The organism is Arthrobacter sp. 05L417, from assembly GCF_056397865.1.
Map to the genome: position 1 here is coordinate 37,716 of NZ_JBFTOG010000014.1, position 23,319 is coordinate 61,034.

General features: G+C 64.1%; 23 protein-coding genes, 3 tRNA genes and 1 pseudogene. 18 read left to right on the forward strand and 9 right to left on the reverse strand.

Translation table 11 applies throughout. From position 1 onward, the window contains the following. Nucleotides 1–33: 33 nt before the first annotated feature. Complete coding sequence (locus AC1DJW_RS12420) at nt 34–702, reverse strand: FAD-binding protein (RefSeq protein ID WP_476901571.1); 669 nt, start codon at nt 700–702, stop codon at nt 34–36. A 396-nt stretch (nt 703–1,098) separates the two neighbouring features. Between AC1DJW_RS12420 and AC1DJW_RS12425 the strand changes: the two genes are divergently transcribed. Continuing rightward, nucleotides 1,099–2,151 (forward strand): universal stress protein, encoded by a 1,053-nt coding sequence (locus AC1DJW_RS12425; protein ID WP_284754696.1) that lies wholly within the window; start codon nt 1,099–1,101, stop codon nt 2,149–2,151. 39 nt (nt 2,152–2,190) lie between these two features. After that, the gene (locus AC1DJW_RS12430; protein WP_476901549.1) at nt 2,191–4,989 is read left to right on the forward strand and encodes a PEP/pyruvate-binding domain-containing protein; all 2,799 of its coding nucleotides are present in this window, start codon (nt 2,191–2,193) and stop codon (nt 4,987–4,989) included. Nucleotides 4,990–4,998: 9 nt separating this feature from the next. Here the strand turns inward: AC1DJW_RS12430 and AC1DJW_RS12435 are convergent, their stop codons facing one another. Both AC1DJW_RS12435 and AC1DJW_RS12440 read right to left on the reverse strand, forming a co-directional pair. Further along, nucleotides 4,999–5,919, reverse strand: coding sequence for a cation diffusion facilitator family transporter (locus AC1DJW_RS12435; protein ID WP_390281578.1), 921 nt, complete (start codon nt 5,917–5,919; stop codon nt 4,999–5,001). 10 nt (nt 5,920–5,929) lie between these two features. Then, nucleotides 5,930–6,412, reverse strand: a complete 483-nt coding sequence (locus AC1DJW_RS12440) for a metallopeptidase family protein (protein ID WP_284754690.1) — start codon at nt 6,410–6,412, stop codon at nt 5,930–5,932. 193 nt (nt 6,413–6,605) lie between these two features. Here AC1DJW_RS12440 and AC1DJW_RS12445 point away from each other — a divergent pair. Continuing rightward, nucleotides 6,606–7,624, forward strand: a pseudogene (locus AC1DJW_RS12445) (LacI family DNA-binding transcriptional regulator). A gap of 28 nt (nt 7,625–7,652) precedes the next feature. Further along, nucleotides 7,653–8,573, forward strand: a complete 921-nt coding sequence (locus tag AC1DJW_RS12450; protein ID WP_390281583.1) for a carbohydrate kinase family protein — start codon at nt 7,653–7,655, stop codon at nt 8,571–8,573. An 85-nt stretch (nt 8,574–8,658) separates the two neighbouring features. On the opposite strand, the gene AC1DJW_RS12455 is transcribed toward AC1DJW_RS12450, so the two are convergent. Beyond that, entirely contained in the window at nt 8,659–9,585 is a 927-nt protein-coding gene (locus AC1DJW_RS12455; RefSeq protein ID WP_390281586.1) for a DMT family transporter, read from the reverse strand. 287 nt (nt 9,586–9,872) lie between these two features. Here AC1DJW_RS12455 and AC1DJW_RS12460 point away from each other — a divergent pair. The 9 genes from AC1DJW_RS12460 (at nt 9,873) to AC1DJW_RS12500 (ending at nt 13,397) form a co-directional block, all read left to right on the forward strand. Beyond that, nucleotides 9,873–9,945 (forward strand) — tRNA-Glu (locus tag AC1DJW_RS12460). A 100-nt stretch (nt 9,946–10,045) separates the two neighbouring features. After that, a tRNA-Asp gene (locus tag AC1DJW_RS12465) sits at nt 10,046–10,119 on the forward strand. A gap of 50 nt (nt 10,120–10,169) precedes the next feature. Next, a tRNA-Phe gene (locus AC1DJW_RS12470) sits at nt 10,170–10,245 on the forward strand. A gap of 303 nt (nt 10,246–10,548) precedes the next feature. Continuing rightward, entirely contained in the window at nt 10,549–11,022 is a 474-nt protein-coding gene (locus tag AC1DJW_RS12475; protein ID WP_459342171.1) for an Asp23/Gls24 family envelope stress response protein, read from the forward strand. Next, nucleotides 11,019–11,210, forward strand: coding sequence for a DUF2273 domain-containing protein (locus AC1DJW_RS12480; protein WP_284754683.1), 192 nt, complete (start codon nt 11,019–11,021; stop codon nt 11,208–11,210). Before AC1DJW_RS12475 ends, AC1DJW_RS12480 begins: the two co-directional genes overlap by 4 nt. After that, the gene (locus tag AC1DJW_RS12485) at nt 11,207–11,590 is read left to right on the forward strand and encodes a hypothetical protein (protein ID WP_459342172.1); all 384 of its coding nucleotides are present in this window, start codon (nt 11,207–11,209) and stop codon (nt 11,588–11,590) included. Before AC1DJW_RS12480 ends, AC1DJW_RS12485 begins: the two co-directional genes overlap by 4 nt. Beyond that, nucleotides 11,587–12,282 (forward strand): DUF6286 domain-containing protein, encoded by a 696-nt coding sequence (locus tag AC1DJW_RS12490; RefSeq protein ID WP_459342173.1) that lies wholly within the window; start codon nt 11,587–11,589, stop codon nt 12,280–12,282. Before AC1DJW_RS12485 ends, AC1DJW_RS12490 begins: the two co-directional genes overlap by 4 nt. Then, nucleotides 12,279–12,890, forward strand: a complete 612-nt coding sequence (locus AC1DJW_RS12495) for a hypothetical protein (RefSeq protein ID WP_390281594.1) — start codon at nt 12,279–12,281, stop codon at nt 12,888–12,890. The genes AC1DJW_RS12490 and AC1DJW_RS12495 overlap by 4 nt, the downstream gene beginning before the upstream one ends. Nucleotides 12,891–13,091: 201 nt before the next feature. Then, on the forward strand, nt 13,092–13,397 hold the full coding sequence (locus tag AC1DJW_RS12500) for a hypothetical protein (RefSeq protein WP_390281597.1): 306 nt from the start codon (nt 13,092–13,094) through the stop codon (nt 13,395–13,397). A gap of 123 nt (nt 13,398–13,520) precedes the next feature. On the opposite strand, the gene AC1DJW_RS12505 is transcribed toward AC1DJW_RS12500, so the two are convergent. Beyond that, nucleotides 13,521–15,269: a glycoside hydrolase family 13 protein gene (locus tag AC1DJW_RS12505; protein WP_476901572.1), complete on the reverse strand. Its 1,749-nt coding sequence runs from the start codon at nt 15,267–15,269 to the stop codon at nt 13,521–13,523. A 239-nt stretch (nt 15,270–15,508) separates the two neighbouring features. On the opposite strand from AC1DJW_RS12505, the gene AC1DJW_RS12510 reads away from it, so the two are divergent. From AC1DJW_RS12510 to AC1DJW_RS12530, 5 genes are all read left to right on the forward strand, one after another. After that, complete coding sequence (locus AC1DJW_RS12510) at nt 15,509–16,789, forward strand: ABC transporter substrate-binding protein (RefSeq protein WP_284754675.1); 1,281 nt, start codon at nt 15,509–15,511, stop codon at nt 16,787–16,789. Nucleotides 16,790–16,876: 87 nt separating this feature from the next. Beyond that, entirely contained in the window at nt 16,877–17,899 is a 1,023-nt protein-coding gene (locus AC1DJW_RS12515; protein WP_284754673.1) for a carbohydrate ABC transporter permease, read from the forward strand. Then, nucleotides 17,896–18,771, forward strand: a complete 876-nt coding sequence (locus AC1DJW_RS12520) for a carbohydrate ABC transporter permease (protein ID WP_284754671.1) — start codon at nt 17,896–17,898, stop codon at nt 18,769–18,771. The genes AC1DJW_RS12515 and AC1DJW_RS12520 overlap by 4 nt, the downstream gene beginning before the upstream one ends. After that, nucleotides 18,768–19,040: a hypothetical protein gene (locus tag AC1DJW_RS12525; RefSeq protein ID WP_284754669.1), complete on the forward strand. Its 273-nt coding sequence runs from the start codon at nt 18,768–18,770 to the stop codon at nt 19,038–19,040. Before AC1DJW_RS12520 ends, AC1DJW_RS12525 begins: the two co-directional genes overlap by 4 nt. A gap of 119 nt (nt 19,041–19,159) precedes the next feature. Further along, entirely contained in the window at nt 19,160–20,218 is a 1,059-nt protein-coding gene (locus AC1DJW_RS12530) for a LacI family DNA-binding transcriptional regulator (RefSeq protein ID WP_284754667.1), read from the forward strand. 33 nt (nt 20,219–20,251) lie between these two features. Here AC1DJW_RS12530 and AC1DJW_RS12535 read toward each other — a convergent pair whose 3' ends face one another. From AC1DJW_RS12535 to AC1DJW_RS12550, 4 genes are all read right to left on the reverse strand, one after another. After that, nucleotides 20,252–21,121, reverse strand: a complete 870-nt coding sequence (locus tag AC1DJW_RS12535) for a DUF8083 family protein (RefSeq protein ID WP_284754665.1) — start codon at nt 21,119–21,121, stop codon at nt 20,252–20,254. A 32-nt stretch (nt 21,122–21,153) separates the two neighbouring features. After that, a complete protein-coding gene (locus tag AC1DJW_RS12540; RefSeq protein WP_234752737.1) occupies nt 21,154–21,960 on the reverse strand; it encodes an exodeoxyribonuclease III in 807 nt (268 codons plus the stop codon). Between the two features lie 63 nt (nt 21,961–22,023). After that, on the reverse strand, nt 22,024–22,590 hold the full coding sequence (locus tag AC1DJW_RS12545) for an HdeD family acid-resistance protein (protein ID WP_476901550.1): 567 nt from the start codon (nt 22,588–22,590) through the stop codon (nt 22,024–22,026). 77 nt (nt 22,591–22,667) lie between these two features. Then, entirely contained in the window at nt 22,668–23,252 is a 585-nt protein-coding gene (locus AC1DJW_RS12550; RefSeq protein ID WP_476901551.1) for a dihydrofolate reductase family protein, read from the reverse strand. Nucleotides 23,253–23,319: the final 67 nt, after the last annotated feature.

The window sequence follows — 23,319 nt, forward strand, 5'->3', positions numbered from 1 at the left end:
CGCCCAAACCTCGGTTTTCTGTGCGGACTCTTTCTAGGCCAGGGCAGGAATAGCTGCAAAGGTACCCGTCAGGGCCCCGTGGACGCTGTCCGGGTGGACCTTGGCGGAAATCGCCTGGCCCACCACCTTGGCTTGGCGCAAGACTTCCTTTGGTGTGGGTGTGGCAAGTTCGCCGACCCCAACCAAGTACATTCCGATTGCGCGCATGGCCGCGACAAGGTTCTGGCCGATGGCGATGCCAAGCTCGGCAAGCATCCGCCGCAACTGGCTCTGCCCGCAGCGGGTGACAACGACGTGGTCGGCCAGCAGCACTCCGTTGGCGGTGTGGACGGCCCACTGGTACGAGGAGACACCCGAGGAGCCTGAAACTACCGATCCGGAAATCACGGTCCCCACGGCAGCTTCGTCCAGGCGATCGAGGCGGACAGCCCGGGTGGTGCTCCGAACGTCGAGGCCGTGACTGGTTGCGTAATTGCGCAGGTGCCTCAGGATTTCGCTGCGCTCCTGGAGGCACGCGGCGTCGGCGGCGTCGCAGCGCTGCAGGATGCCGGTGTTGAGTGCCTGCAAAGGTCCGGGGACATACATCCCGTCCACCACGATGGCGTCTACGCCGTAGCGGCTGAGCTCGCTTGCCACGGCCAGGCCGGGCATGCCGGCACCGATGACCACGGTGGTGGTGCGTTCCGTACTCGCAGCAGGCATGGTTGACACAGCTTGGCTCCTCTTTGAAGGTGCGTTGCCGAAGCAACACCGGGGTGGCGTCCGGGTCCCCAAGCGGTCGCGAATGATGGCCGTTGATGTGTTGAAAAACACGATCCCCGGTCACCAGTGCCTCGAACATTACAGAAGAAATCGCGTGGTGGATAGCCCCCGCATCGGCATGTCTGCCGCCGCGTTTTTCGCGCCACGGTTCGGCAGATTTCCACGCCCCTGGCGGGTTTCCACATGGGCTTCTTCCGGCTTGATTCGGCCCTTGCAAACGAGAATAGTGAGCATTGGAGACCGCAACTCACTGCATTCAAGCGAGAAACACGTTGTGGGCGCGGCCTCTGGCAGAATAGCCGCAACATCAGCCAGCAGTGCGAGGAGGCAGGCCCCATGGACCAGCACGGCAAACACTCTGAGAGCCATGAACCAGAGACCGAAGGCAACGGCGAGGAATCATCCATTGCCCCCGGCGGAATTGTGGTGGGCGTTGACGGCAGCGAACACGGCCAATGCGCCCTTATTTGGGCCGCCCGCGAGGCCGAACGCAGGCAGCTTCCCCTGCATGTAGTCACGGCCTACTCCGTGCCCATCTTCGCGGCTTCCGGCCTGGACGGCGGCTATGCCACAGTGGATGACTCCGTTATCCGGGACGGTGCGGAAGCAATAGTCAAGCAAGCCCTTGAGAAGGTCTCCGGCTACGCCATCGACGTCGATGGCTCGGTGGAGAACGGAGACGCCTCCGGCGTGCTGCTCGATCTGTCCGAAACGGCCGAGCTCCTGGTCTTCGGTACCCGGGGACGCGGAGGGTTCGTGGGCAGGCTCCTGGGCTCCGTGAGCAGTGCCTTGCCGGCGCACTCCAAGTGCCCCACCGTGACGGTCCCGCTCTTCTGCGCGGACCGATTGGGTGAAACCACAGAAGACAAGCACATCAAGGCCGAGCGTGCGAAGGCAGGCTCCCGCGTTGTCGAGAATGTGGTCGCGGTGGGCGTGGACGGCTCGGAACAGGCCCGCGTCGCCGTCTTGGAGGCAGCAGAGCAGGCCCAACGCATGGGCGCGAAGCTACGCGTTATTTGCGCCGTCCCCGAGTACAGCGGCTCCTTGGCGTGGGTTCCGGCACCCCTGGACCGGGAGGCACTCTTCAAGGACATCAGGGTTCAGCTGGACGCAGGCTTGGCGTGGCTCAAGAGCCACTTCCCCAAGCTCCCGGCGGAAACGCAACTCCTTGATGGTTCGCCCGTGGAAGTCCTCGTGGAAGTGAGCCGCGGGGTCGAACTCGTGGTGCTGGGTACGCGTGGGCGGGGCGGCTTCGCAGGAATGCTCCTCGGATCGACGTCGGACGGAGTCCTGCACCATGCCAAAGGGCCCGTGCTCGTTGTTCCCGACCGCGAGGATCCCAGGCTGGCGGACCGCGTCAAATTCGGTCCCATGCTCGGCGCCGCATAGCAGGCAAGCCCAAGGACCGGTGGACGCAGGCGGACGGCAATGGCGGAGCACGCACAGCCCGGGGAAGCATCGCCCTTAATCGTCGAGCTGCGCCGGATCCGGGCAACCATGCTTCCAGAAGTCGGCGGCAAAGCTGCCAATCTCGGCGAAATGATCTGGGCGGGACTACCGGTCCCGCCCGGATTCTGCCTGACCACCGAGGCTTACCGGCGCGCGCTTCAGCCCGATGGAAGCCCCGAGTCAGCGCTCCCAAACCTTCTCCGCGGCCTTGAGGCCGTGGCACCTGGCGACCTTGAGGGGCTCGCTTCCCTCGCGGCCCGCGCGAGGGAAGCAGTGCTCGACGCCGGCATGCCCGCCGACGTCGAACGTGCCGTTCGCTTGGCCTACTCCGCACTGGGCCCGGAAGCCCCGGTGGCCGTTAGGTCCTCCGCCACCGCCGAGGACCTGCCCTTTGCGAGTTTCGCGGGACAGCAGGACACCTACCTGAACATCGTGGGGGCCGACGCCGTGCTGCAGGCCGTCCGGAAGTGCTGGGCCTCCCTGTGGACGGACCGGGCAGTCAGCTACCGGTCAAGCAACGGGATCGACCACGCCACGGTGACGCTCGCCGTCGTCGTCCAACGGATGGTGGACGCTGAGGCTGCAGGGGTGTTGTTCACGGCCAATCCGGTGACCGGGCGGCGCCGCGAGGCGGTCATCGACGCCAATCCCGGGCTTGGTGAGGCCGTCGTCTCGGGCGCCGTGAATCCGGACCACTTTGTGGTGGATTCGCTCACCGGCAGGATCACGGAACGACGGATCGGCGACCGGAAACTGGTGATTCGCTCCATTCCTGGCGGCGGGACCGAAAGGCTCGATTCGCCCGGAACCTTCGGCGCGCCTCCGCGAACCGAAGGCGGAACCGCCGGGGACGCTTGCCTTGCCGACTCCCAGATCAGGGCGCTCGCTGTCCTCGGCCAGCGCGTCGAGGAGCATTACGGAGCACCGCAGGACACTGAATGGGCCATCGATGGCGACGGCAAACTGTGGCTCACCCAAGCGCGCCCCATCACCACGCTCTACCCGCAAATGACCCGGCAACCCGCAGTCCCCGGCCCGCACGCATACCTTTGCTTCAGCCTCGCCCAGGGCCTCACCCGTCCCCTGACTCCCATGGGCCTCGCGGGCATCAGGCTCATGGGGTCCTCGGTGGCCGGCGCGGCGGGATTCCGGGTCACCGAGCCGCGGGACGGGCCTTCGCCCTATTACGAGGCGGGACAACGGATCTATTTTGACCTCACTTCGGTGCTCCGGAGCAAGGCCGGGCGCGCCATTGTGCCCAGGATTTTCGACGTCATGGAAGCACGTTCGGCGGCCATCGTACGCGCCCTGTTCGACGACCCGCGGTTCGCCGTCACCAGCAAGACGCCTTTCAAACTGCTCAGGCACGTTGGGCCGATCGTGCTCCGCTTCCGCCTCCCCGAGACGCTGCTGCGGGCGCTCTTTCGACCCGACGTTGCCCTCGACAAGGTGGAACGGCTGGGCGGGAAGCTGAAGGCCACGCATGAAGTCCCCGCCGATGCGACCCCTCGTGAAAAGCTGGACCACGCCGAGCGGATACTGCGCGAGGAATTGTTCCCCATACTGCCCAATATCCTGCCCCCGGTAGCGCTCGGCTTCGCGATGATGGGGCTAGTCCGGAAGATACTTGGCGAACAGGCCTCCTGGGGTGAGTTACAAACCATCATCCGCGGACTGCCCAACAACGTCACCACCGAAATGGACCTTGCCCTGTGGCGGCTCTCGACCAGCATCCGCGACGACCCCGCTTCAGCGGAGACCTTTACCGGCGGCGATCCCGCTGTGCTCGCGCGGAGCTACCGCGACGGCGGGCTGCCCGCAGTCGCGCAATCGGAATTGGCCTCGTTCCTGCGCGACTATGGGCACCGGGCCGTCGCGGAAATCGACCTGGGCATGCCCCGCTGGTCCGACGACCCCACCCACATCATCGGAGTCCTGGTCAATTACCTTCGCCTCGACGATCCCCGCCTTGCGCCGGACAAACAGTTCGAAAAAGCAGCCCACGACGCCGAGGAGCAGCTCGCCGTTCTGGTGGCCCGTGCGCGGTCCAAGAGTCCGCTCCACGCCAGGATCGTGAAAATGGCACTCGAACGGACACGCATGTTTGCGGGACTCCGCGAGCTTCCCAAGTACCACCTTGTGCTTGGCTTCGCGGCGGTCCGCGCCCAGGTTTCGGAAGTAGGGGAGACCTTGGCGGAAGCGGGAGTCATCGGAGACGCGGGCGACGTCTTCTTCCTGGATTTCAACGACGCCCGCCGCGGCTTGGATGGCACGGATCTCCACGAGTTGGTGGCACGGCGGCGCGAGTCTTATGACCTTGAACTCAGGCGCCGGCATGTGCCACGTGTGTTGCTCTCCGACGGCACCGAGCCGGAAGCCCTGCCCGCCGGTTTCCTGCGCAGCGGGACTGGGGCTCCGGCGTCGGGGGCCGCAGCGTCGGATGGCGCGCTGCCGGACGGCACGCTGCTGGGAACCCCGGCTTCGGCGGGAACGGTGACGGCAGTTGCCCGGGTGATCATGGACCCGGTGGGCGCGCATCTCGAACCGGGAGAAATCCTGGTGGCCCCCTCTACGGATCCCGGCTGGACGCCCCTCTTCCTGACCGCCGGAGGGCTCGTGATGGAGATGGGAGGGCCCAACTCCCATGGAGCCGTCGTGGCCCGTGAGTACGGGATTCCCGCAGTCGTGGGCGTCCCGGATGCCACTTCCCGGATCAGTTCAGGCGATACGGTCACGGTGGATGGCGCCACGGGGACGGTGGCCATCCAGCCCCGCTAGGCTGGGCCCCTACGCGTGCTGGTGGGTTTCGTGCGCCGAGTGGCCGGCCGGTTCCAGTTGGAAGGTGCAGTGCTCGGTGTCGAAATGCGAGCCGAGGCAGGAACCGAGTTGGTCCAGGAGCCGGTCGGCACCGGTGGCGTCCAGGATCCGGTCCTCAACCACCACGTGGGCCGAGAAGACCGGAACGCCCGAGGTGATCGTCCAGATGTGGATGTCGTGAACGGCCACCACGCCCTCAACGGAGAGGATGTGTTCGCGGATCATTTTGACTTCGACACCCTTGGGCGTGGCCTCCAGCAGGACATCAACCACGTCGCGCAGCAGGTGCCAGGCCCGGGGCAGGATCATGAGCGAGATCAGGATGGAGGCGATGGGGTCTGCCGCCCGGAAATCGGTGACCATGATGACAATCGCAGCCACGATGACAGCGAACGAACCCAAAAGGTCACCGAGGACTTCGAGGTAGGCTCCGCGGACGTTCAGGCTCTCCTTCTGGGCTCCGCGCAGGATGAGGAGCGAGACCAGGTTGGCGACAGCACCCAGAATGGCGGCAAAGAGCATGACGTCGGTGCGGATTTCCGGTGCCTCCCCGAAACGGCGGAGTGCCTCGATGAAGATCACCACTGAGATCACGATCAGGATGAGGGCGTTGGCCAGCGCGGCCAGGACCTCGGCGCGCTGGTACCCGTAGGTGCGTTGATCACTCGCCGGCCGGGTGGCTATCCAGGCGGCAAGCAACGCGATGAAGACGCCGGCGGCGTCGGAGAGCATGTGGCCCGCGTCAGCCAGCAGCGCGAGCGAACCGGAGACGACGGCGCCCGCCACCTGGACGAGGACCACTCCGAGGGTGATGGCCAGGACAGCGATCAGCCGCTTCCGATGCTTTCCGGTTGCGGTGACGCCGTGCGAGTGGTCGTGATCGTGCCCCATGCCTACAAGGCTATCCCCAGCCTAGTTCGTGCAAACGGTCGTCGCCGATGCCGAAGTGGTGGGCGATCTCATGGATCACCGTGATGGCCACCTCGTCGATCACTTCCTGGCGGGATTCGCAGATATCCAGGATCGGTTGCCGGAAAATGGTGATCCGGTCCGGGAGGGAACCGGCATCCCACCAAGAGTCCCGTTCTGTCAACGGCACGCCCTCATACAGGCCCAGGAGTACGGTGTCCGGTGCGTCCCCGGGCTGCGGGATGTAGTCGTCCTCGATGAAGATGGCCACGTTGTCCATGGCCCGGGCCGCCTTGTCCGGGATGAGGAGCAGGGCATCGCTGACGGCCGCCTCGAAGTCTTCCGGCGACATCTCGAACGGAACGGTATTGAACGAGACCGCACCCGCCCCAGGGAGCGGGGAGGAAATGCGCTGGCCGCCAGGGGCATCGCCGTCGGGAACGATCGGCAGGCCGGGAGGTAAGTTCGCGGGCATGTTCTGACTCTAGTCCGCAGCCCGGCCATTGACGCCGGATGTGATGACAGCTACAGTTTTCCGGGCTGGTAATTCGTATAACCAGGCCCCAGGTTAAGCCCAGCCAGTCGTGCGGATCCTGTGACAAGCACACCCGAGTTCCCAGCAGACAGGCCAGCCCATGACCCGACCCGGCAGCCGCTCCGGCACGACAATGAATGACGTCGCTGCCGCGGCCGGTGTTTCCCAGGCCACGGTTTCGCTGGTGCTCAACGACGCCGCGGGAACCAGGTTCTCGGAGGAAACCCGGCAAAGGGTCCATGCTGCCGCCCTCGAACTGGGGTACCGGACCAACGCCCACGCCAAAGTGCTCCGCGACGGCGTTGCCGGGATGATCGGCTTCGTCGGCGACTTCGTGGCCACGGCGCCATTCGCGGGCAAGATCATCGAGGGTGCCCAAGCCCGGGCTTGGGAGGCCGGGCTGCTCCTCCTGACCGTCAACACGGGCGGGGACAAAGCCCTCGAGGCCGCTTCGCTGGAGACCATGCTGTCCTACAAGGTGGCCGGAGTGGTCTACGCCGCCATGTACCACCGGGTCCTTGACGTGCCGGACGTCCTGGCGGAGGTGCCCGCCGTCGTGCTCAATTCGCGCGACCGATCCGGACGCTTTCCAAGCATCGCCCCGCAAGAGGAGCTGGGCGGGTACGCCGCCACCAAACGGCTGGTGGACGCCGGTCACCGGCGTATCGCGATGATCAACATTGGCGCGGTGGACGGTGAGCTTCCCGCCGCCGTCGGACGCTATGCGGGCTATCTGCGCGCGCTCGAGGAGGCTGGCTTCCATCCCGACCCCTGGCTCCACCGTATCGGCGACGGGCATGAATCCGGCGGTTTCGACAATGCCTTGGCACTCATGACGGGTCCGCAGCCGCCCACTGCCATCTTCTGCGCCAACGACCGCACCGCGTGGGCGCCTACCAAGCGCTGGCCCAGCTCGGACTATCCATACCGCACGATGTGTCGCTGGTGGGGTTCGACAACCAGGAAACGCTCGCCCCGCACTTGCGGCCCGGGCTGACCACGCTGGAACTGCCTTTCCTTGAGATGGGCCGGCGCGCCATCGAACTGCTGCTGGCCGGTGCCGAACGCGACGGCAGTACCGAATACTTTGAATGTCCCCTCGTCGAACGCCATTCCGTGGCGGCGCCCCTGAAAACCACTATTAGCAACTGAAACTCCCCAACCAAGGAACAGGAAACGCATGAACCACTCGCACCTTGCGTCCGAGCCGCTCGACGTCGTCGTGGTCGGCGAAGCGCTCATCGACATCGTGAACTCGCCCGGAGGGCAGACGGAATACCCCGGCGGCTCGCCGGCGAACGTCGCCTACGGCCTCGGACGGCTCGACGTGAAAGCCGGGCTGCTGACCGCCGTCGGGCGCGATTCCCGGGGCGAGTCGATTGCGGCGCATTTGGCAAGCGCCGGCGTGGTTGTCCTGCCGGGCTCGCAATCGCTCGCGAAGACCGCGACGGCGACGGCGGAGATCGCCGCGGACGGTTCGGCCGAGTACACCTTCGACATTGAGTGGAAGCTGGCTCCTGCCGCACTCCCTTACGCCCCGAAGGTGCTCCACACAGGCTCGATCGCTACCTTCCTCGAGCCCGGGGCCGGCGTCGTCAGGAACCTTTTGGAGCAGGCGCAAGGTGGGTGCATCGTCACGTACGACCCCAATATCCGCGCGGACCTCCTCGGCAGCCACAGTGAGGCTCTCCGCGTTTTCGAGGAGCTCATACCGCTGACCAGCGTGGTGAAGCTCAGCGACGACGACGCGTTCTGGCTCTACCCCGGCAAGTCCTTGGAAGAGACTGCCAAGCACATCCTGGGCCTCGGTGCCGGCCTGGCGGTGGTAACGCGAGGCGCCGAAGGCTCCTTGATGGCGACGCCGCACACCCAGTTGACGGTTCCCGCGGTGACCTCGGTGGTGGCGGACACGATCGGCGCCGGCGATTCCTACATGTCGGCGCTGATTCTCGGGCTGCTGCTGCGCGGCAGCCAAGGGCTTGCGCCCACGGTCCTCGAACGCATCGGGCAGACCGCCTCCATGGCCGCAGCCATTACCGTGGGGCGGCCTGGAGCCAACCCGCCCACGCACCGCGAGCTTCTTGCCGGGATGGCAAGGTAGCAGCGGCAGGGGTTCGACAGCGGCAGGGGTTCGACGGCGGCGGGGCTCCTTGGCCCCGGGTCGCCCGGCTTCTTGACGCCGAACCTTAGCGGGAGCGGCTTCCTTTGGGGGAGCGGCGCCGCGTCAGCCCGACACCCACGAGGCAGATAACGCCGCCCACGAGGCCCCAGATGGTGGGGATCTCATTGAGGACCGCCCAGGAAATCAGGATCGTGGTGCCCGGAACCAGGTACGTCGTGGCAGCGAGTTTCCCGGCCTCGATGAGGGACAGCGCATAGGCCCACGTCGTGAAAGCGATGGCCGTGGGGAAGATCCCCAGATACACCAAGCCGAGAGTGGCTGGAAGGGGCGCTGCCTGCACTTCGGCCACCAGTTGGCCGGCCCACGGCAGGCAGCACACGGCCCCCACCATGATGCCAAACCAAGTGGCCTGTGCCGCGGAGAACGTGCGCAGCACGGGCTTCTGGACAATCACGCTCACCGCGGCAAGCACAGCGGCAAGGAGGCACAACAACACTCCGGCGACATCCGCCGTCGAGCGCTGTCCCGAACCGAGAGCGATCAGCGCAACCCCGCCGAATGCCACGAGGCTGCCGATGATCAGCCAGCGCGGAAAGCCTTCTTTCAGGACGACCCCGGCGAGGACGGCGATCAGGATCGGCGAGACGTTGATGAGCATGGCGCTGGTTCCGGCATCGAGCATGTGCTCGGCGGCGTTCAGGGCGAGGTTGTAGCCCGCGAACCACATGACGCCATAGGCGAGGATAGGCAGCCATTCGCGGCCTTTGGGCCAGCGCTTGAGCCGGGGCAGGGCGACAAAGCCGAGCGCGACGGCGGCAACCACCAGCCGTCCGAGCGTCAGGGAGCCGGGGGAGAAGCTGGGTCCCACGGCGCGGATGCCTACGAAGGCGGATGCCCAGAGGACAACGGTGACGATGACGGCGGCGATGCCGAGCTTACTGATGGTCCGGGAGGGAGTGGTCGCCGGAGAGATTGGGGTGCTTGTGGCCATGATGCCAATCTAGCCCGCGAGGGGCACCACGGACTGGCGGAATTCGGACGTCTTTCAACAAGAAACCGCCAACTCTGGTGCAGTGGATTTGAACCGGGTGTTGAGGCCGGTTTGCGTCCTGGTTTGCGTCCTGGTTTGCGTCCTGGTTTGCGTCCTGGTTTGCGTTCCGCGACGTGCGATTTGGGAATATCCCCGACTATGCTCTAAAGTTTTAGAGTCCAGTTCGGACGAGCGAGAAGCGGTAAACGCATAGCGTTGTTGACCGTCGCGAATTCGGATTGTTCCAGGCCCCCATCGTCTAGCGGCCTAGGACACCGCCCTTTCACGGCGGCGGCACGGGTTCGAATCCCGTTGGGGGTACGCAAGGAACTGGTCAAGTCAGGCTGAAAAGTCTGGTAAGCTGGAAGCCTTGAAAAAAGCGGTAGAGATACTGCAAGCGTAGTAGAGATACTACAAGCAAGGCCCTGTAGCGCAGTTGGTTAGCGCGCCGCCCTGTCACGGCGGAGGTCGCGGGTTCAAGTCCCGTCAGGGTCGCTTTGATTGCCGGAAGGAATTCCGGCAATCATGGTGACATTGTCACCTAAGGCTCTGTAGCTCAGTTGGTAGAGCGTTCGACTGAAAATCGAAAGGTCACCGGATCGACGCCGGTCGGAGCCACCACTGGGAAGCGTCAGTTCTTCGGAACTGGCGCTTTTCTTCATTTAACCTGCAGTGGAAAAGCCTGGGGTTATTCAGTTTGTGCCTAAAAGGGCGAATATATCCATGCGCACGCGCCATTTTCACGCCTACGCGACGGATTCTGCTCAATCACTCGAATGGACAAACCGCGGAGCCTTGGAATCACGCGGCCGGCCACCTACACGACTCGGAGTGATCCAGCAGAATCTCACGGCGACGGCCGGCTTGTCTCCGCCTTGTCTTGGCCAAGCGCTAGGGTGGTACTCAAGAGAAGGGGAGGGCTAAATGGACCAGCAGGAAAGCTACACCGCGCCTGAACCGGAAGCCGTTGGGGCTCCGGTATCCGAGGACCGGCAAACGGTGGCAGGAAGTGGCCGCACAGTGATCTCGGATTCCGCTGTCGCCAAGGTTGCCGGTATTGCCGCCAGGGCTGTTCCAGGTGTCTATTCCCTCGGGTCGGCTCCTTCGCGCGCCCTCGGAGCCATCCGCGATGCCGTCGGCAGCCAGGACCATGCTGCGGGTGTCCGCGCCGAGGTCGGAGAAACCCAGGTGGCCGTGGACATCAATCTTGTGGCCGTCTATGGATACCCTTTGCATGATGTCGCCAACCAGGTCCGCGCGGCCGTCTATCGGGCGGTCGAATCGTTGGTGGGCCTGGAAGTCATTGAGGTCAACGTTGAGATCAACGACGTCTACGTTGCTCCGCCCACCAAAGCCGGAACAAAAGGCCCATTATCGGAAAGGGAGCCACTCCAGTGAGCATGACTGTTGTCGGGATCGGGATCGGCGCCTTCGTGGCGTTCATGGCTTTCCAATTCGGGCTGTGGGGTTTTATCATCGCCCTTCTCTTCATGGGCATCGGTGCGCTTCTCGGCCGCGCCGCGGACGGAAAGCTTGACCTGCGCACCGTGCTGGATGCCCTCACCGGCCGCCGTTCATCGTCATGAGTTCCACGGCTGAGGCTGTGCAGCCAGCCGTCTCCCTGGCTGGCCACAACCGAATCAGCACCCAGGCCCTCACCACTTTGGCCCAGGCGGCCGCCGCGGAAGCGCTCGGTGTCTCGGCGCAGGATGTCCGGGCCGAATGGTCGGACGACGACGGCCTCCTGGCACTCTCGGTTGTCGCCCCGATCCGTGTGCCCTCGCTGACGGAAGTCCTCAGGGACCCCCTGCGGGTAGCGGGATACGGGGGCACGGTCTGGGAGCGGGCCGTAGCTGCCAAAACGGCCATTCTTGAGCGCGTCACCCAACTCAGTGGTTCCACCTTGAGCCGCGTGGATATCCGGATCAGCGGCGCACGCATCAGCGAAGGAGCTCGCGTCCGATGAGCCACGCCCAGACCCCGCACGCCCGGCGCAGCCACGCGGACGCTACGCACGCGCAGACGGCCGACGGCGAGACCCCCGGCATCCAGACACCAAGGACCACCGATTTCGGCGACCGCATCGACGTCGGACTCCGGCGCATCCTCAAGCGCGAGACCCGTTCATCCCGCGCGGGAATGGCGGGGCTGGCCGCGGCCCTTGTGATCGCGGCCTGTGTCTATGCGCTTCTCGAATCCGCTTTGCGCGCCATTGGCCAACCACCGTGGCTCATCGATCCGCAAACGGCTGCTGAACGGCTCACCGCCCTGCCGGGAGGGATTTCCCCCTTGCTGCTCGGTTCCCTCGGCGGCGTCGTGGCCATGGTGGGCCTGATTTTCTTCTTGAACGCGGTCCTGCCCGGCCGAAAGTCCCGCCACTTGCTTGAGGATCCCCGGGCCGGAGTTGTGGTGGACGACGAGGTCATCGCTTCTGCACTGGCCCGCGCTGCCCGGACGGCGGCGAATGTCACCCAGGAGCAAGTCATGGTGGTGGTTTCCCAACGGCTGGTTGTGGTCAACGTCCGTCCCACCTCGGGCGTGCCCTTGCACGAGGAACGGGTCTTTGCCGCCGTCGAGGATGAACTTCAAAAGATGGCCCCTTCGCCCATGCCTTCGGTCCGTGTCAATGTCGCTACGTCGGGGGTGATCGGGGCATGAACGGCACTCCGCACGTCCTCAACCGCATCCTGATCGGCATCCTTGGCCTGAAGCTGCTGGCCATCGGCATTCTCCTGATGCTGCTCGCCACTGTTCCCGCCGTGGGAAGTTGGTGGCAAGGCTGGTCCACCGGGCTCTGGGAACACGCCAAGTACCTCTCTGAGCAGACCCGCATTCCAGGACGGGAGGAAAGCTGGCTCTGGGTTGCCGCAGCAGCGGTGCTGGTTGTCCTGATCGTGCTCATGGTGGCCTGGGTGTCGCAGCAAGGCAAAGGCCGGGCAAACCTCATCGTGTCCGAGTACGATGACGCCCGGACCGCCGGCGATGTCAGCATCGGCGGGAACCTTGCTGAACAGGCGCTCAAGGCGGCCCTCGCGGAACGTACGGATCTCGCGGGCGTCACGGTGGCAACCTACGAGGTCAACGGTAGTCCCGGGCTCCGGATCAGGGTCCAGCCCCGTCAAGGCGTTTCCCCGCACACGCTGGCCGCTGACGTCTCCAGGCTCGTGGAGGCGTTGGACATAGTGGTGGGACGCAAGACTCCCGTGTTGATTCATATCGGGGCCGGCGCGAGGACCAGGTTCAGCAAGGCCGAGCGCGTTCGTTGAACTGACACGCAACCGTTGTTAATCGGATAGCCATGTTCCTTTCCCGGGCGTTTTGCGTTGCAGAGGTGTCCGTGGGGCCATAGTTTGAAGGGTAGGGGGAACTCTTCCCTTTGGTTGGGCTTGCCCCGGCCGGCACCGGACCTTGGGTCCGAGTCAAGCCGATGGACCAGAACACTTTGGACCAGGAACAAGGAGAAAACCATGAGCGAAGAAGTCAACAACATCAAGCAAAGCGCCGAAGCCGCAGCTGAACAGGCCAAGCACGTCGCAGGCGATGCCGCTGAGCACGTCAAGGAATTTGCCGGCGAGGCGGTCGGGAACGCGAAGGAATTTGCCGGCGATGCCGCGGAGCACGTCAAGGAGTTCCTCTCGGGTGACGTGGCTGAGAAAGCCAAGGAAATCGCGGGTGACGTTGCCGGCAACGCCAAGGACCTCGCTGGTGACGTGGCCGAGAACGCCAAGGGCCTCGGCTCCAAGATCGCCGGTTTCTTCAAGGGCGGCAAGTAGGCTCCACGCCGGATCATTACGGCGCCTTCCTGACCCTCTTTGGCTAGAGAACGGGGCCGACACGCACAACTTGCTGCGTGTCGGCCCCGTTTCCGTGCGAAAGAAGGTCAGGAACGACGTCCCCTAAAGCGCCACGAGGTACGCCCCGCTATTCGGGACAATCGAAGCCTCGCCCGAGCTGCCATCGCTGGAGAGTTCCACCCGGAGCCCGGCCGGTACGGGGAGAGCTGCAGTCCCCATGTTGATTACTACCAGCACGTCCCGGTTGTGGAAGGCCAGGACTCCGTTGGCGGGATCGTGCTCCTCGGCCCACTGGAACGTGCCCGAACCCAGGCCGTGGGCCCTGCGGAATGCGAGGACGGAGCGGTACAGCTCCAGGGTGGAGCCCCCGACGCCGGCCTGGACGTCCGCCGCCAGCTCGCCGAACGCTTCGGGCTGGGGCAGCCAGGGCGCCGCGGGCACTTTGCCGGCAGCACCGACGCCGCCCGTACCTGCCGACGCCGCTTCCGAGAATCCGAAGCCGGGTTCCGCGGATTTCCAGGGCAGCGGCACGCGGCACCCATCGCGGCCGCGCTCCACGCCCTTGGTACGGAAGAATGATGGGTCCTGGCGAGCCTCGGCCGGCAGGGACGTGTGCTCCGGAAGGCCGAGTTCCTCACCCTGGTACAAATAGGCCGAGCCGGGTAGGGCGAACGACACCATGGATGCCGCGCGCGCCCGCGCGAGGCCCAGGGCGGCGTCGGGCTGTTCGTCTTCCGCCGCTATTCCCTTGGGGAAAGTGGTGGGATCTTCCAGCCCGAAGCGGCTGGGGTGTCGGACCGTGTCGTGGTTGCTCAAGACCCAAGTGGAAGGAGCCTCGACGGATCCCGCCGCGTCTAACGAAGATTCGATTGCCTCCGCCATGCGCTCCGCGTCCCAGCCTGCCAAGAGGAAATCGAAGTTGAAGGCCTGCTGCATTTCATCCTTGCGCACGTACCGGGCCAAGCGCTCAGCAGGCTCCACCCAGGCCTCGGCAACCAGCATGCGGTCGCCGTCGTACTCGGCGAGGACTCTGTGCCATTCGCGGTAGATCTCGTGGACGCCGTCCTGGTCGAAGAAGGGCGACGGCGGGTCCAGCGGCGGCTTGACCTTGTGCTCGACGGCGGTCGCGACGGGCCCGGCGGAGTTATCGGCTGCGGGGACAATGTGCAGCCTGGCCGTGTGCGGTTCGACGGCTTCGCTGTGGGCGCCTGGTGCGGATAAACCACCTTCAACCATGGCGGCAGCGCCGTCCCAGTCCGGCAATCCGGCTTCTTTGACCAGGCCGTGGGCAACATCCACCCGGAACCCGTCAACTCCGCGGTCCAGCCAAAAGCGAAGTACCGAACGCATCTCATCATGGACGTCGGGGTTCTCCCAGTTGAGATCGGGCTGCTTCGTATCGAAAAGGTGCAGGTACCACTCGCCGGGAGTGCCGTCGTCGTTCGTTAGGCGCGTCCACGCAGGGCCGCCGAAGATGGATTTCCAATTGTTGGGGGCCAAAGCCCCGTCCCCGGAACCCGGCTTGGAGTCTTTGCCCGGGTGGAACATGTAGCGCTCGCGTTCGGGGGAGCCGGGGGCGGCTGCAAGGGCTTCGCGGAACCATGCGTGCTCTTCCGAGGTGTGGTTGGGAACGAGGTCGACAATCACCTTGATGCCCAGGCTATGTGCCTTCTCCAGCATGGCGTCGAAGTCATCCAGGGTGCCGAAGAGGGGATCCACGGCCCGGTAGTCCGCCACGTCGTATCCGGCGTCAGCTTGCGGCGACTTGTAGAACGGGGAGAGCCACACGGCATCCACGCCCAAACTTTGCAGATAGGGCAGTTTCGCCGTGACCCCGGCAAGGTCGCCCATGCCGTCGCCGTTGGCATCGGCGAAAGAGCGGGGATAGATCTGGTAGACGACGGCGCTGGCCCACCACGCGGAATTGTTGGAACCGGGGGTTGGGATCGGGGAGTGCGGCACTGGATTCCTCTCGATGACACATTTTTGTGTAAACGCTTGCATTACTACCCGGAAGCTTACTAATGTGAGGCTCACCACATCAACCGCACTGCGGAAATACCTGGTCCACTCACTGAGGAGTTCCCAGCATGAACACACGCAAGTACCTTTTGCCGGCAGCTGTCGCCGGCGTGCTAGCCATGTCCCTGTCCGCCTGTGGTGGCGGCGGTGGCGGCAGCACCGCCTCAAGCGGCGGAGATGCCGCAGCAAACCTCGACGGACGTGGTCCAATCACCTACGTCCAGGGCAAAGACAACAGCAACGTTGTCCGCCCGCTCGTCGATAAGTGGAATGCGGCGCACCCGGACCAGAAGGTCACCTTCAAGGAGCAGTCCGACCAGGCGGACCAGCAGCACGACGATTTGGTCCAGAACTTCCAGGCCAAGAACGTCAATTACGACGTCGTTGACGTGGACGTCATCTGGACCGCCGAGTTTGCGGCGAAGGGCTGGCTGCAGCCGCTCACCGACAAGATGAGCATCGACACGTCCAAGATGCTGCCTGCCACCGTCAAGACGGCAACGTACAACAACACGCTGTTCGCGGCACCCCAGACCTCGGACGGCGGCATCCTCTACTACCGCAAGGACCTGGTGCCCACCCCGCCCAAGACCTGGGACGAGATGATGAGCATGTGCTCCATCGCGAAGCAGCACGGCATCGACTGCTACGCAGGACAGTTCGCCAAGTATGAAGGCCTCACCGTGAACGCGGCTGAAGCCATCAACTCGGCCGGCGGCACGATCGTTGGAGACGACGGCAAATCGACGGTGACTTCTGCGGCCGCCAAGGCTGGCCTCAACAACCTGGTCACCGCCTACAAGAACGGAAACATCCCCACGCAGGGCGTCACATACCAGGAGGAACAGGGCAGGCAGTCCTTCGAAGACGGCAAGCTCCTCTTCCTGCGCAACTGGCCCTACGTCTACAACCTCGCCAAGACGGACGGTTCGTCCAAGGTGAAGGACACCTTCGGCATGGCTCCGCTCCCCGGTAAGAGCGGCCCTGGCGCCTCATCCCTAGGTGGACACAACCTCGCCGTCAGCGTCTACTCGGCACACAAGGCAACGGCCAAGGACTTCCTGACCTTCATGACCAGCGAAGAGACTGAAAAGTTCTACGCCACGCAGGGCTCGCTGGCCCCGGTCCTGAGTTCCTTGTACGACGACCCCACCCTGGTCCAGCAGCTGCCGTACCTTCCGGTGCTGAAGACCTCAATTCAGAATGCCGTGCCGCGCCCGGTCACGCCGTTCTACCCAGCAGTCACCAAGGCCATTCAGGACAATGCCTACGCTGCCATCAAGGGTGACAAGTCCGTCGATCAGGCAATGACGGATATGGACACGGCCATCAACTCGGCCAGCCAATAGCGACACCTACAGTGAACCTCGGGCGGCTGGCGCTTCACGCGACCAGCCGCCCGAGGGGCACGCTATCAATTTCCGGAAGGAGGGGAAATGTCCACCCTTGCGCAGCCTAAGCGGGCGCCAGAGACACCAAGCCCCAAAACCAAAAAAGTTCAAAAAGAAGTAGGACAGGACCGGGCGGCCACGTCTCAAGGCCGGTGGGCGTTCTGGTTGATTTCCCCTGCTTTGGTATTGCTCGCCGTTGTCATCGTGTACCCGGTGGTCAACGCGATTATCATGGCGTTCCAGAAGGACCAGGGCCTGGATCCGGTGACCAAGGTCTTCGTCCAGGGCGGACCCGCCGGCTTCGATAACTTCGTCCACTGGTTGGCACAGCAGTGTGGCTCCGCAGCCTGTGCACCTGGCACTCTTGGCGCCCAATTCTGGAGCGCCGTGGGAACGACGTTCTTCTTTACGGCGGTCACCGTTGTCTTGGAGACGGTCCTCGGGTTCTGGATGGCCATCATCATGGCGCGGACGTTCCGCGGCCGCAGTGCCCTTCGTGCCGCTGTCCTGGTTCCGTGGGCCATTCCAACGGCCGTAACCGCGAAGCTGTGGTTCTTCATCTTCGCTTTCGACGGAATCGCCAACAAGCTCTTTGGCACGGCAATCCTGTGGACAGGCAGCGAATGGCCAGCCCGTTGGGCGATCATCATTTCAGACGTTTGGAAGACGACGCCGTTCATGGCCCTGCTGATTTTGGCTGGCCTGCAGATCATCCCGGCGGAAGTATACGAAGCCGCGAAGGTCGACGGTGCCTCGGCATGGCAGCGTTTCACCCAGATCACCTTGCCGCTGGTGAAGCCGGCGCTCATGGTGGCTGTCCTGTTCCGTGTCCTTGACGCACTGCGTATGTATGACCTCCCGGCCATCATGACCCAGGGCTCGAACGGCACAACAACGCTGTCCATCCTGGTGGTTGACCAGATCCGTCAGGGATTCAACTCAGCAGCGGCCCTGTCCACCATCACCTTCTTGATCATCTTCCTCGTTGCGTTCATTTTCGTTCGTTTCCTGGGAGCCAACGCAGTCGCCTCAGCCACACCCAAGACCACCAAGGGGCAGGACAAATGACCGCCGTGAGCATTGACTCCGCGCCTAAGACAGCTGCCCGACGGCGGGAACGCTGGGCGAGCGGGCGCACGTACATCAGCGCAGCGCTCATCTTCATCTGGTGCTTGATTCCCTTCTACTGGATGATCGTGACCGCGTTCCGCGACGTTGGATATACCTTTGATTCGACGCCTTTCTTCACCCACGTCACGTGGGACAACTTCAACACGGTGTTCTCTGAAAGCCTGGGCAACCACTTCGGCCGGAACCTCTTGAACTCGCTCTTCGTGGCAGGGGTAACCACCTTGGTTGCCCTGCTCTTCGGGGTGTTCGCGGCGTATGCCTTGTCCAGGCTCGAATTCCGCTTCAAGTTCCTGGTCCTCGGCTTTGTCCTCGGGGCATCGATGTTCCCGGGCGTGGCCTTGGTGACGCCGTTGTTCCAGCTGTTCACCAACATCGGCTGGTACGGCACCTATCAGGCGCTGATTATTCCAAACATCTCGTTTGTGCTCCCCCTGACGGTCTACACCTTGACGTCCTTCTTCCGGGAAATGCCGTGGGAGCTGGAGGAATCAGCCCGGATTGATGGCTGCACCCAGGGTCAGGCATTCCGCAAGGTGATCATGCCGCTCGCGGCGCCAGCCGTGTTCACCACAGCCATCCTGGCGTTCATCGCATCGTGGAATGAGTTCCTCATCGCGAGCCAGCTGTCCAATGACCAGACCAAGACCGTTACGGTGGCTATCGCCTACTTCGCCGGTGCCCAGGCCCACCAGGAGCCGTACACCGCCGTCATGGCAGCCGGAACAGTTGTGACGATTCCGCTGGTGATCCTCGTGCTGATCTTCCAGCGCAAGATCGTGGCGGGCCTGACAGCCGGCGCCGTCAAATGACGCAAACTCCGGATTCGGCCGGGCCGTCCCTCGGCGGCCCGGCCAAGGAGCAGCACACGCGAGTGAAATCGGCGGAAGATTTCGACCTCGTGATAGGTTTTCTCGGCTTTTGGGCCTTGGTCCTGCTGGTGATCACGGTGGCTGCCGAGCTCACGGCCCAGCCCGCATTGGGCTGGGCCCTGGGCCTGCTCGCAGTGTTGCTGGCCCTGTGGGGGATGCTTCGGCTTCGCCGGCGGCTCCCCGCGCGGACATCCAGGCGCATCACGTGAGTAGCGAGCGGAAATAAGTAGCGCGGAATCGGCGGAAGGCAACCAAGCGGAATACGCTGGTTATCTGCCGTCTGGGAAGGAACCCCCGGCTTCCGCACGGATTCTTTGAGGGGGCTTGAGTGGCAAAAACGAGTGAACGGTCCCAGCGTGGCGGCCACGCCGGAGCCAGCATTGAGGACGTCGCACAGGCCGCAGGCGTTTCCACCGCCACCGTTTCCCGCGCAGTGCGCGGCCTTCCCCGGGTGTCTCCGGCTACCCGGGAGAAGATCCTGCGGGTCGCGGGAGAACTCGGGTATGTGGCGTCGTCGTCCGCTTCGGGACTGGCCACGGGCCGCACCAAGACGATCGGTGTCCTGGCCCCTTACGTGGACCGCTGGTTCTTCTTCAAGGCGATCGAGGGTGTAGACCGCGAGCTCCACGCTCGCGGCTACAACCTCTCCTTGTTCAACCTTGGCGGGCAGCGCGGAGCACGGGAACGGCTCTTCAGCAAGACGATGGTCTATAAGCAGATCGATGCTCTCCTGGTCCTCTGTATGTCCCTGACGTCCGAGGAAATCGCCGATCTCCAAAGGATCGAAATCCCCTTGGTGATTGTCGGCGGTCCAGTGGAGGACTGCCCGAGCATCGGCATCGACGATTACGCTGCCTCGGTGGAAGCCACCATGCATCTGTTGAATCTCGGCCACCGGGAGATCGCGCTGCTCCATGGCCAGGACGATTCCGACCTGAACTTCACCGTGCCGCGACTGCGCGTTGACGGTTTCACGGATGCCATGACGAGCGCGGGCTTCTCCATGCCTCCGGAATGGGACATTTTCGGAAACTTCACTGTGGGCAGCGGCCAGGAAGCCTTCGACGAGCTCTGGAGCAAGCCCGGGCCGAAACCGACGGCGATCTTCTGTGCTTCCGATGAAATGGCCATGGGAGCCATGTTGCAGGCGCGGCGCCGTGGCGTCCGCGTACCGGAAGAATTGTCCATCATCGGCATTGACAACCATGAATTCGCCGAGGCCATGGGCCTGACAACCGTGGCCCAGGACCCCGTTGAACAAGGCCAACTGGGCACGCGCATGCTGTTGGACGAATTGGCCGGGGCCGCGGGTTCCGTGCGGTCCATGAAAGCACCCCACCGGCTGATCGTGAGGGAAACCACCGCACCGCCCCGCCCCAGGGACTAGCCCGCTCCGCGAGCCAAGACGACGCGAACAGAGCTAGGAAGCCCGGGCCAGCTGCCTGATGGGGATCCAGCGGGAAGCCAGCCTCCGATAAGCAGCGGCCGCTCCCGTCATGTCTCCCTCGGCCAGGCATTCGATGCCGAGCCTGACATCCATAGGCGATTCATCCGGGTACACCTTGTCCGCCACGGCGCCATAATCCAGCTCGACCATTGACTGCACATGGAACAACTCAAGCCATTCGGTGAGCTGGGTGAGGTCGTCCAGCATGTCCAGGTCCGGGGCGGCGAGGGCGAGGTTGGCTACGGCAAATCGTGCACGGTCCAAGGCATCCGTCAATGAGGCCCAGACCCTGACCGTCAGGATGCGGCCGCCTGATTCCACCACATCCTTGCGGTCCGATTCCTGGAACAGCGAGAACCAGCTGAAGGGGATGCCCCACGTTGAAGCCCTGGTGTGCACGCGCTTCGCGTCATGGCTGGCGTTGATTCGGTCGATGCGTGCCTGATGGCGGTCTCGCTGGTCCACAGGGATAAGAAGGTCCGCAAGCGGTCCGTGGATACCTTCCATGAGGGCGTTGGCCGCCAATCCTGCCCGGATGACCAGCTGGCTGGGGCAGTAAAGCAGCCGTCCGGCGTCGGGGTCGTTCCGATCTCCGGAAGGAACCCGGGTGATGCGGACCAGATCGGTGCTGCCGGTGGGGAAAGGGTCCCCGCCCTTGCGGGTGACCCGTCCGAGGGAAGCGAGCAGCTCGGCATTTTCGACGGCGGCCCGCGAACCGCTGCGGGTACCGCTCGCCACGAGCTGCTGCCGCTGGTCCTCGGGGAACGCCTCGAGCGGTTCGTAGACGCGCAACGCTGAAGAGAAGGGCAGCCCTGCCTGGCTTCCATATAGCTTTCCGCTCATAGCGGGCCCGCCTCCTCCGTCATTGTTGCTGCTCAGTCCGTAAGCTCCACGATCACAGGAGCGTGGTCCGAGGCGCCCTTGCCCTTGCGCTCCTCGCGGTCGATCGACGCTCCCGTGACGCGCGCGGCCAGCGCGGGGGAGGCCATGACGAAGTCGATGCGCATGCCCTCTTTCTTGGGGAACCGCAGCTGCGTGTAGTCCCAGTAGGTGTAGACGCCGGGACCTGGAGTGTAGGCGCGGGCGACGTCGGTGAAACCGGCCGCTTCGAACGCCCGGAAGGCCTCGCGCTCGGGTTCGCTGACGTGGGTGAGTGCGTTCGCCCTGAAATAGTCGATGTCCCAGACATCCTCGTCCAGCGGCGCGATGTTCCAGTCGCCCATGAGCGCCACCTGGGTCTCTGGGTTCTCCGTGATCCAGCCGGCGGCATGGCCCTTCAGGGTGTCCAGCCACTTGAGCTTGTACGGCATGTGTTCGTCATCCAGGGAACGGCCGTTGGGAACGTACAGGCTCCACACCCGGACCCCGCCACACGTTGCGGCAATGGCACGGGCTTCCTGGACAGGATCCTTGCCGGCCTTTCCGAAGGCGGGCTGGTCAACAAAGGTGCGTTCGACGTCGTCGAGCCCTACACGCGAGGCGATCGCCACACCGTTCCATTGGCTCAGGCCGAAGTGCGCAACCTCGTAGCCCATGCGCTCGAAGAGCTCCCACGGAAAGTTGTCATCTTTGCACTTGGTTTCCTGCATGGCCAGGACGTCGCAGTCACTGCGCTGCAGCCAAGCCTCGACGCGGTCGGCACGTGCGCGGAGCGAATTCACATTCCAGGTAGCTATCTTCACAGCCACTAACTTACCGAACTTGGGACCTGGCGCATCCCCTGGGGTGGATTGCTCCCGCAGGGGCTAATGGGCGAGCATCACCGAAGAGGAAGCGCGCCTGCGGAGTTTGATGCCGGAGGCGATCAACAGAACGCCACTGACCGCGGCATATGTCGCGAGGAGCGCCACCACGCCCAGGAATCCCGCGCCCGGATTGACGAGCACAAAAAGTCCAAAAACGGTGGTGACCAACCCGGTCAACATCCAGATCCACCAAGCCCTGACTGTCGTCCTGATGTCCCTCGCAAGGATGATCTGCGAAATCCCGAGGATCAAGGCCCATGCTCCGATGAGGAAGCCAAGCGACGCGGCGGTGATGCCAGGCCAAGAAACCGCCACGAGCCCGGTCGCGACGGAGATGAAGCCGCCAATCATGCTCCAGCGGGAGTGGCGCGCAGGGTCGTAGAAGTAGTGGGCCATGTCAGTGAGTCCGTCGGTGATGGCGTAGACACCGAACACATAGACGAGGGCAAATACCGTGGCGACCGGCAGGGAAGCAACCAAGAAGGCCAAGAGAAGGGCCAGGGCTCCCCGGAAAATGAGCGCCGTTCCAGAATGCTGGAACAACTTGCGTCCTGCGGTGTCGGACATAGGGTCAGTTTAGACCCGGCGCGGTAGCTGGTGAAGTGGCCAGCGGTCTTCGTCTACTGCACGGAACCACCGCTTAGTTATCGGCGGGTGTAGTGGGCGATGATCACGCCCTTGGTGGTGGTGACGGAGTCGGTGAGCTCGAACTCGGTCAGCGGGGCTGGGCCTTCGAACAGCCGCGTCCCGGTACCCAGGGTCAGTGGGTGGATCAGCAGCGTGAAGTTGTCTATGAGCCCGGCGGCGTGCAGGGAGCGGACAAGCGACGCGCTGCCGATGATCGTCAGATCGTTGCCCGGCTCGGCCTTGAGCTTGGCCACCGTCTCGGCGGCCTCGCCTGAGAGCAGAACGGAGTTCTGCCAGGCATCGGCGTTCTCCAGCGTCCTTGACACAACGTACTTCGTGGCTGCGTTCATGTACGCGGTGAACGGGTTGTCGTCGGCGCGGGTGCTCCAGGCGGTGATGAAGTCGGTCCAGGTCCGGTGTCCGAACAGCATGTCCGTGGGTTTCGCCATGCCCTTGCCCATCTCACGGCCCATGACCTCGTCGTTGTACTTGCCGCCCCACCCACCGTGGGTGAAGCCACCGCGGGTGTCCTCGTCCGGACGGCCCAGTCCCTGGATGACTCCGTCGAGGGTAATGGACAACGAGGCATTGATCTGGCGCATGACATGCTCCCTTGCTTCTGCGGACCGCTCTCTGCGGCCCGGTCACCCCCTATACGAATGGCGACCG

Bases quoted from the DNA above. Each gene is read 5' to 3' on its own strand.
- AC1DJW_RS12420 (WP_476901571.1), bottom strand. From the start codon at position 702: ATGCCTGCTGCGAGTACGGAACGCACCACCACCGTGGTCATCGGTGCC.
- AC1DJW_RS12425 (WP_284754696.1), top strand. From the start codon at position 1,099: ATGGACCAGCACGGCAAACACTCTGAGAGCCATGAACCAGAGACCGAA.
- AC1DJW_RS12430 (WP_476901549.1), top strand. From the start codon at position 2,191: ATGGCGGAGCACGCACAGCCCGGGGAAGCATCGCCCTTAATCGTCGAG.
- AC1DJW_RS12435 (WP_390281578.1), bottom strand. From the start codon at position 5,919: ATGGGGCACGATCACGACCACTCGCACGGCGTCACCGCAACCGGAAAG.
- AC1DJW_RS12440 (WP_284754690.1), bottom strand. From the start codon at position 6,412: ATGCCCGCGAACTTACCTCCCGGCCTGCCGATCGTTCCCGACGGCGAT.
- AC1DJW_RS12450 (WP_390281583.1), top strand. From the start codon at position 7,653: ATGAACCACTCGCACCTTGCGTCCGAGCCGCTCGACGTCGTCGTGGTC.
- AC1DJW_RS12455 (WP_390281586.1), bottom strand. From the start codon at position 9,585: ATGGCCACAAGCACCCCAATCTCTCCGGCGACCACTCCCTCCCGGACC.
- AC1DJW_RS12475 (WP_459342171.1), top strand. From the start codon at position 10,549: ATGGACCAGCAGGAAAGCTACACCGCGCCTGAACCGGAAGCCGTTGGG.
- AC1DJW_RS12485 (WP_459342172.1), top strand. From the start codon at position 11,207: ATGAGTTCCACGGCTGAGGCTGTGCAGCCAGCCGTCTCCCTGGCTGGC.
- AC1DJW_RS12490 (WP_459342173.1), top strand. From the start codon at position 11,587: ATGAGCCACGCCCAGACCCCGCACGCCCGGCGCAGCCACGCGGACGCT.
- AC1DJW_RS12495 (WP_390281594.1), top strand. From the start codon at position 12,279: ATGAACGGCACTCCGCACGTCCTCAACCGCATCCTGATCGGCATCCTT.
- AC1DJW_RS12500 (WP_390281597.1), top strand. From the start codon at position 13,092: ATGAGCGAAGAAGTCAACAACATCAAGCAAAGCGCCGAAGCCGCAGCT.
- AC1DJW_RS12505 (WP_476901572.1), bottom strand. From the start codon at position 15,269: ATGGGCGACCTTGCCGGGGTCACGGCGAAACTGCCCTATCTGCAAAGT.
- AC1DJW_RS12510 (WP_284754675.1), top strand. From the start codon at position 15,509: ATGAACACACGCAAGTACCTTTTGCCGGCAGCTGTCGCCGGCGTGCTA.
- AC1DJW_RS12515 (WP_284754673.1), top strand. From the start codon at position 16,877: ATGTCCACCCTTGCGCAGCCTAAGCGGGCGCCAGAGACACCAAGCCCC.
- AC1DJW_RS12520 (WP_284754671.1), top strand. From the start codon at position 17,896: ATGACCGCCGTGAGCATTGACTCCGCGCCTAAGACAGCTGCCCGACGG.
- AC1DJW_RS12525 (WP_284754669.1), top strand. From the start codon at position 18,768: ATGACGCAAACTCCGGATTCGGCCGGGCCGTCCCTCGGCGGCCCGGCC.
- AC1DJW_RS12535 (WP_284754665.1), bottom strand. From the start codon at position 21,121: ATGAGCGGAAAGCTATATGGAAGCCAGGCAGGGCTGCCCTTCTCTTCA.
- AC1DJW_RS12545 (WP_476901550.1), bottom strand. From the start codon at position 22,590: ATGTCCGACACCGCAGGACGCAAGTTGTTCCAGCATTCTGGAACGGCG.
- AC1DJW_RS12550 (WP_476901551.1), bottom strand. From the start codon at position 23,252: ATGCGCCAGATCAATGCCTCGTTGTCCATTACCCTCGACGGAGTCATC.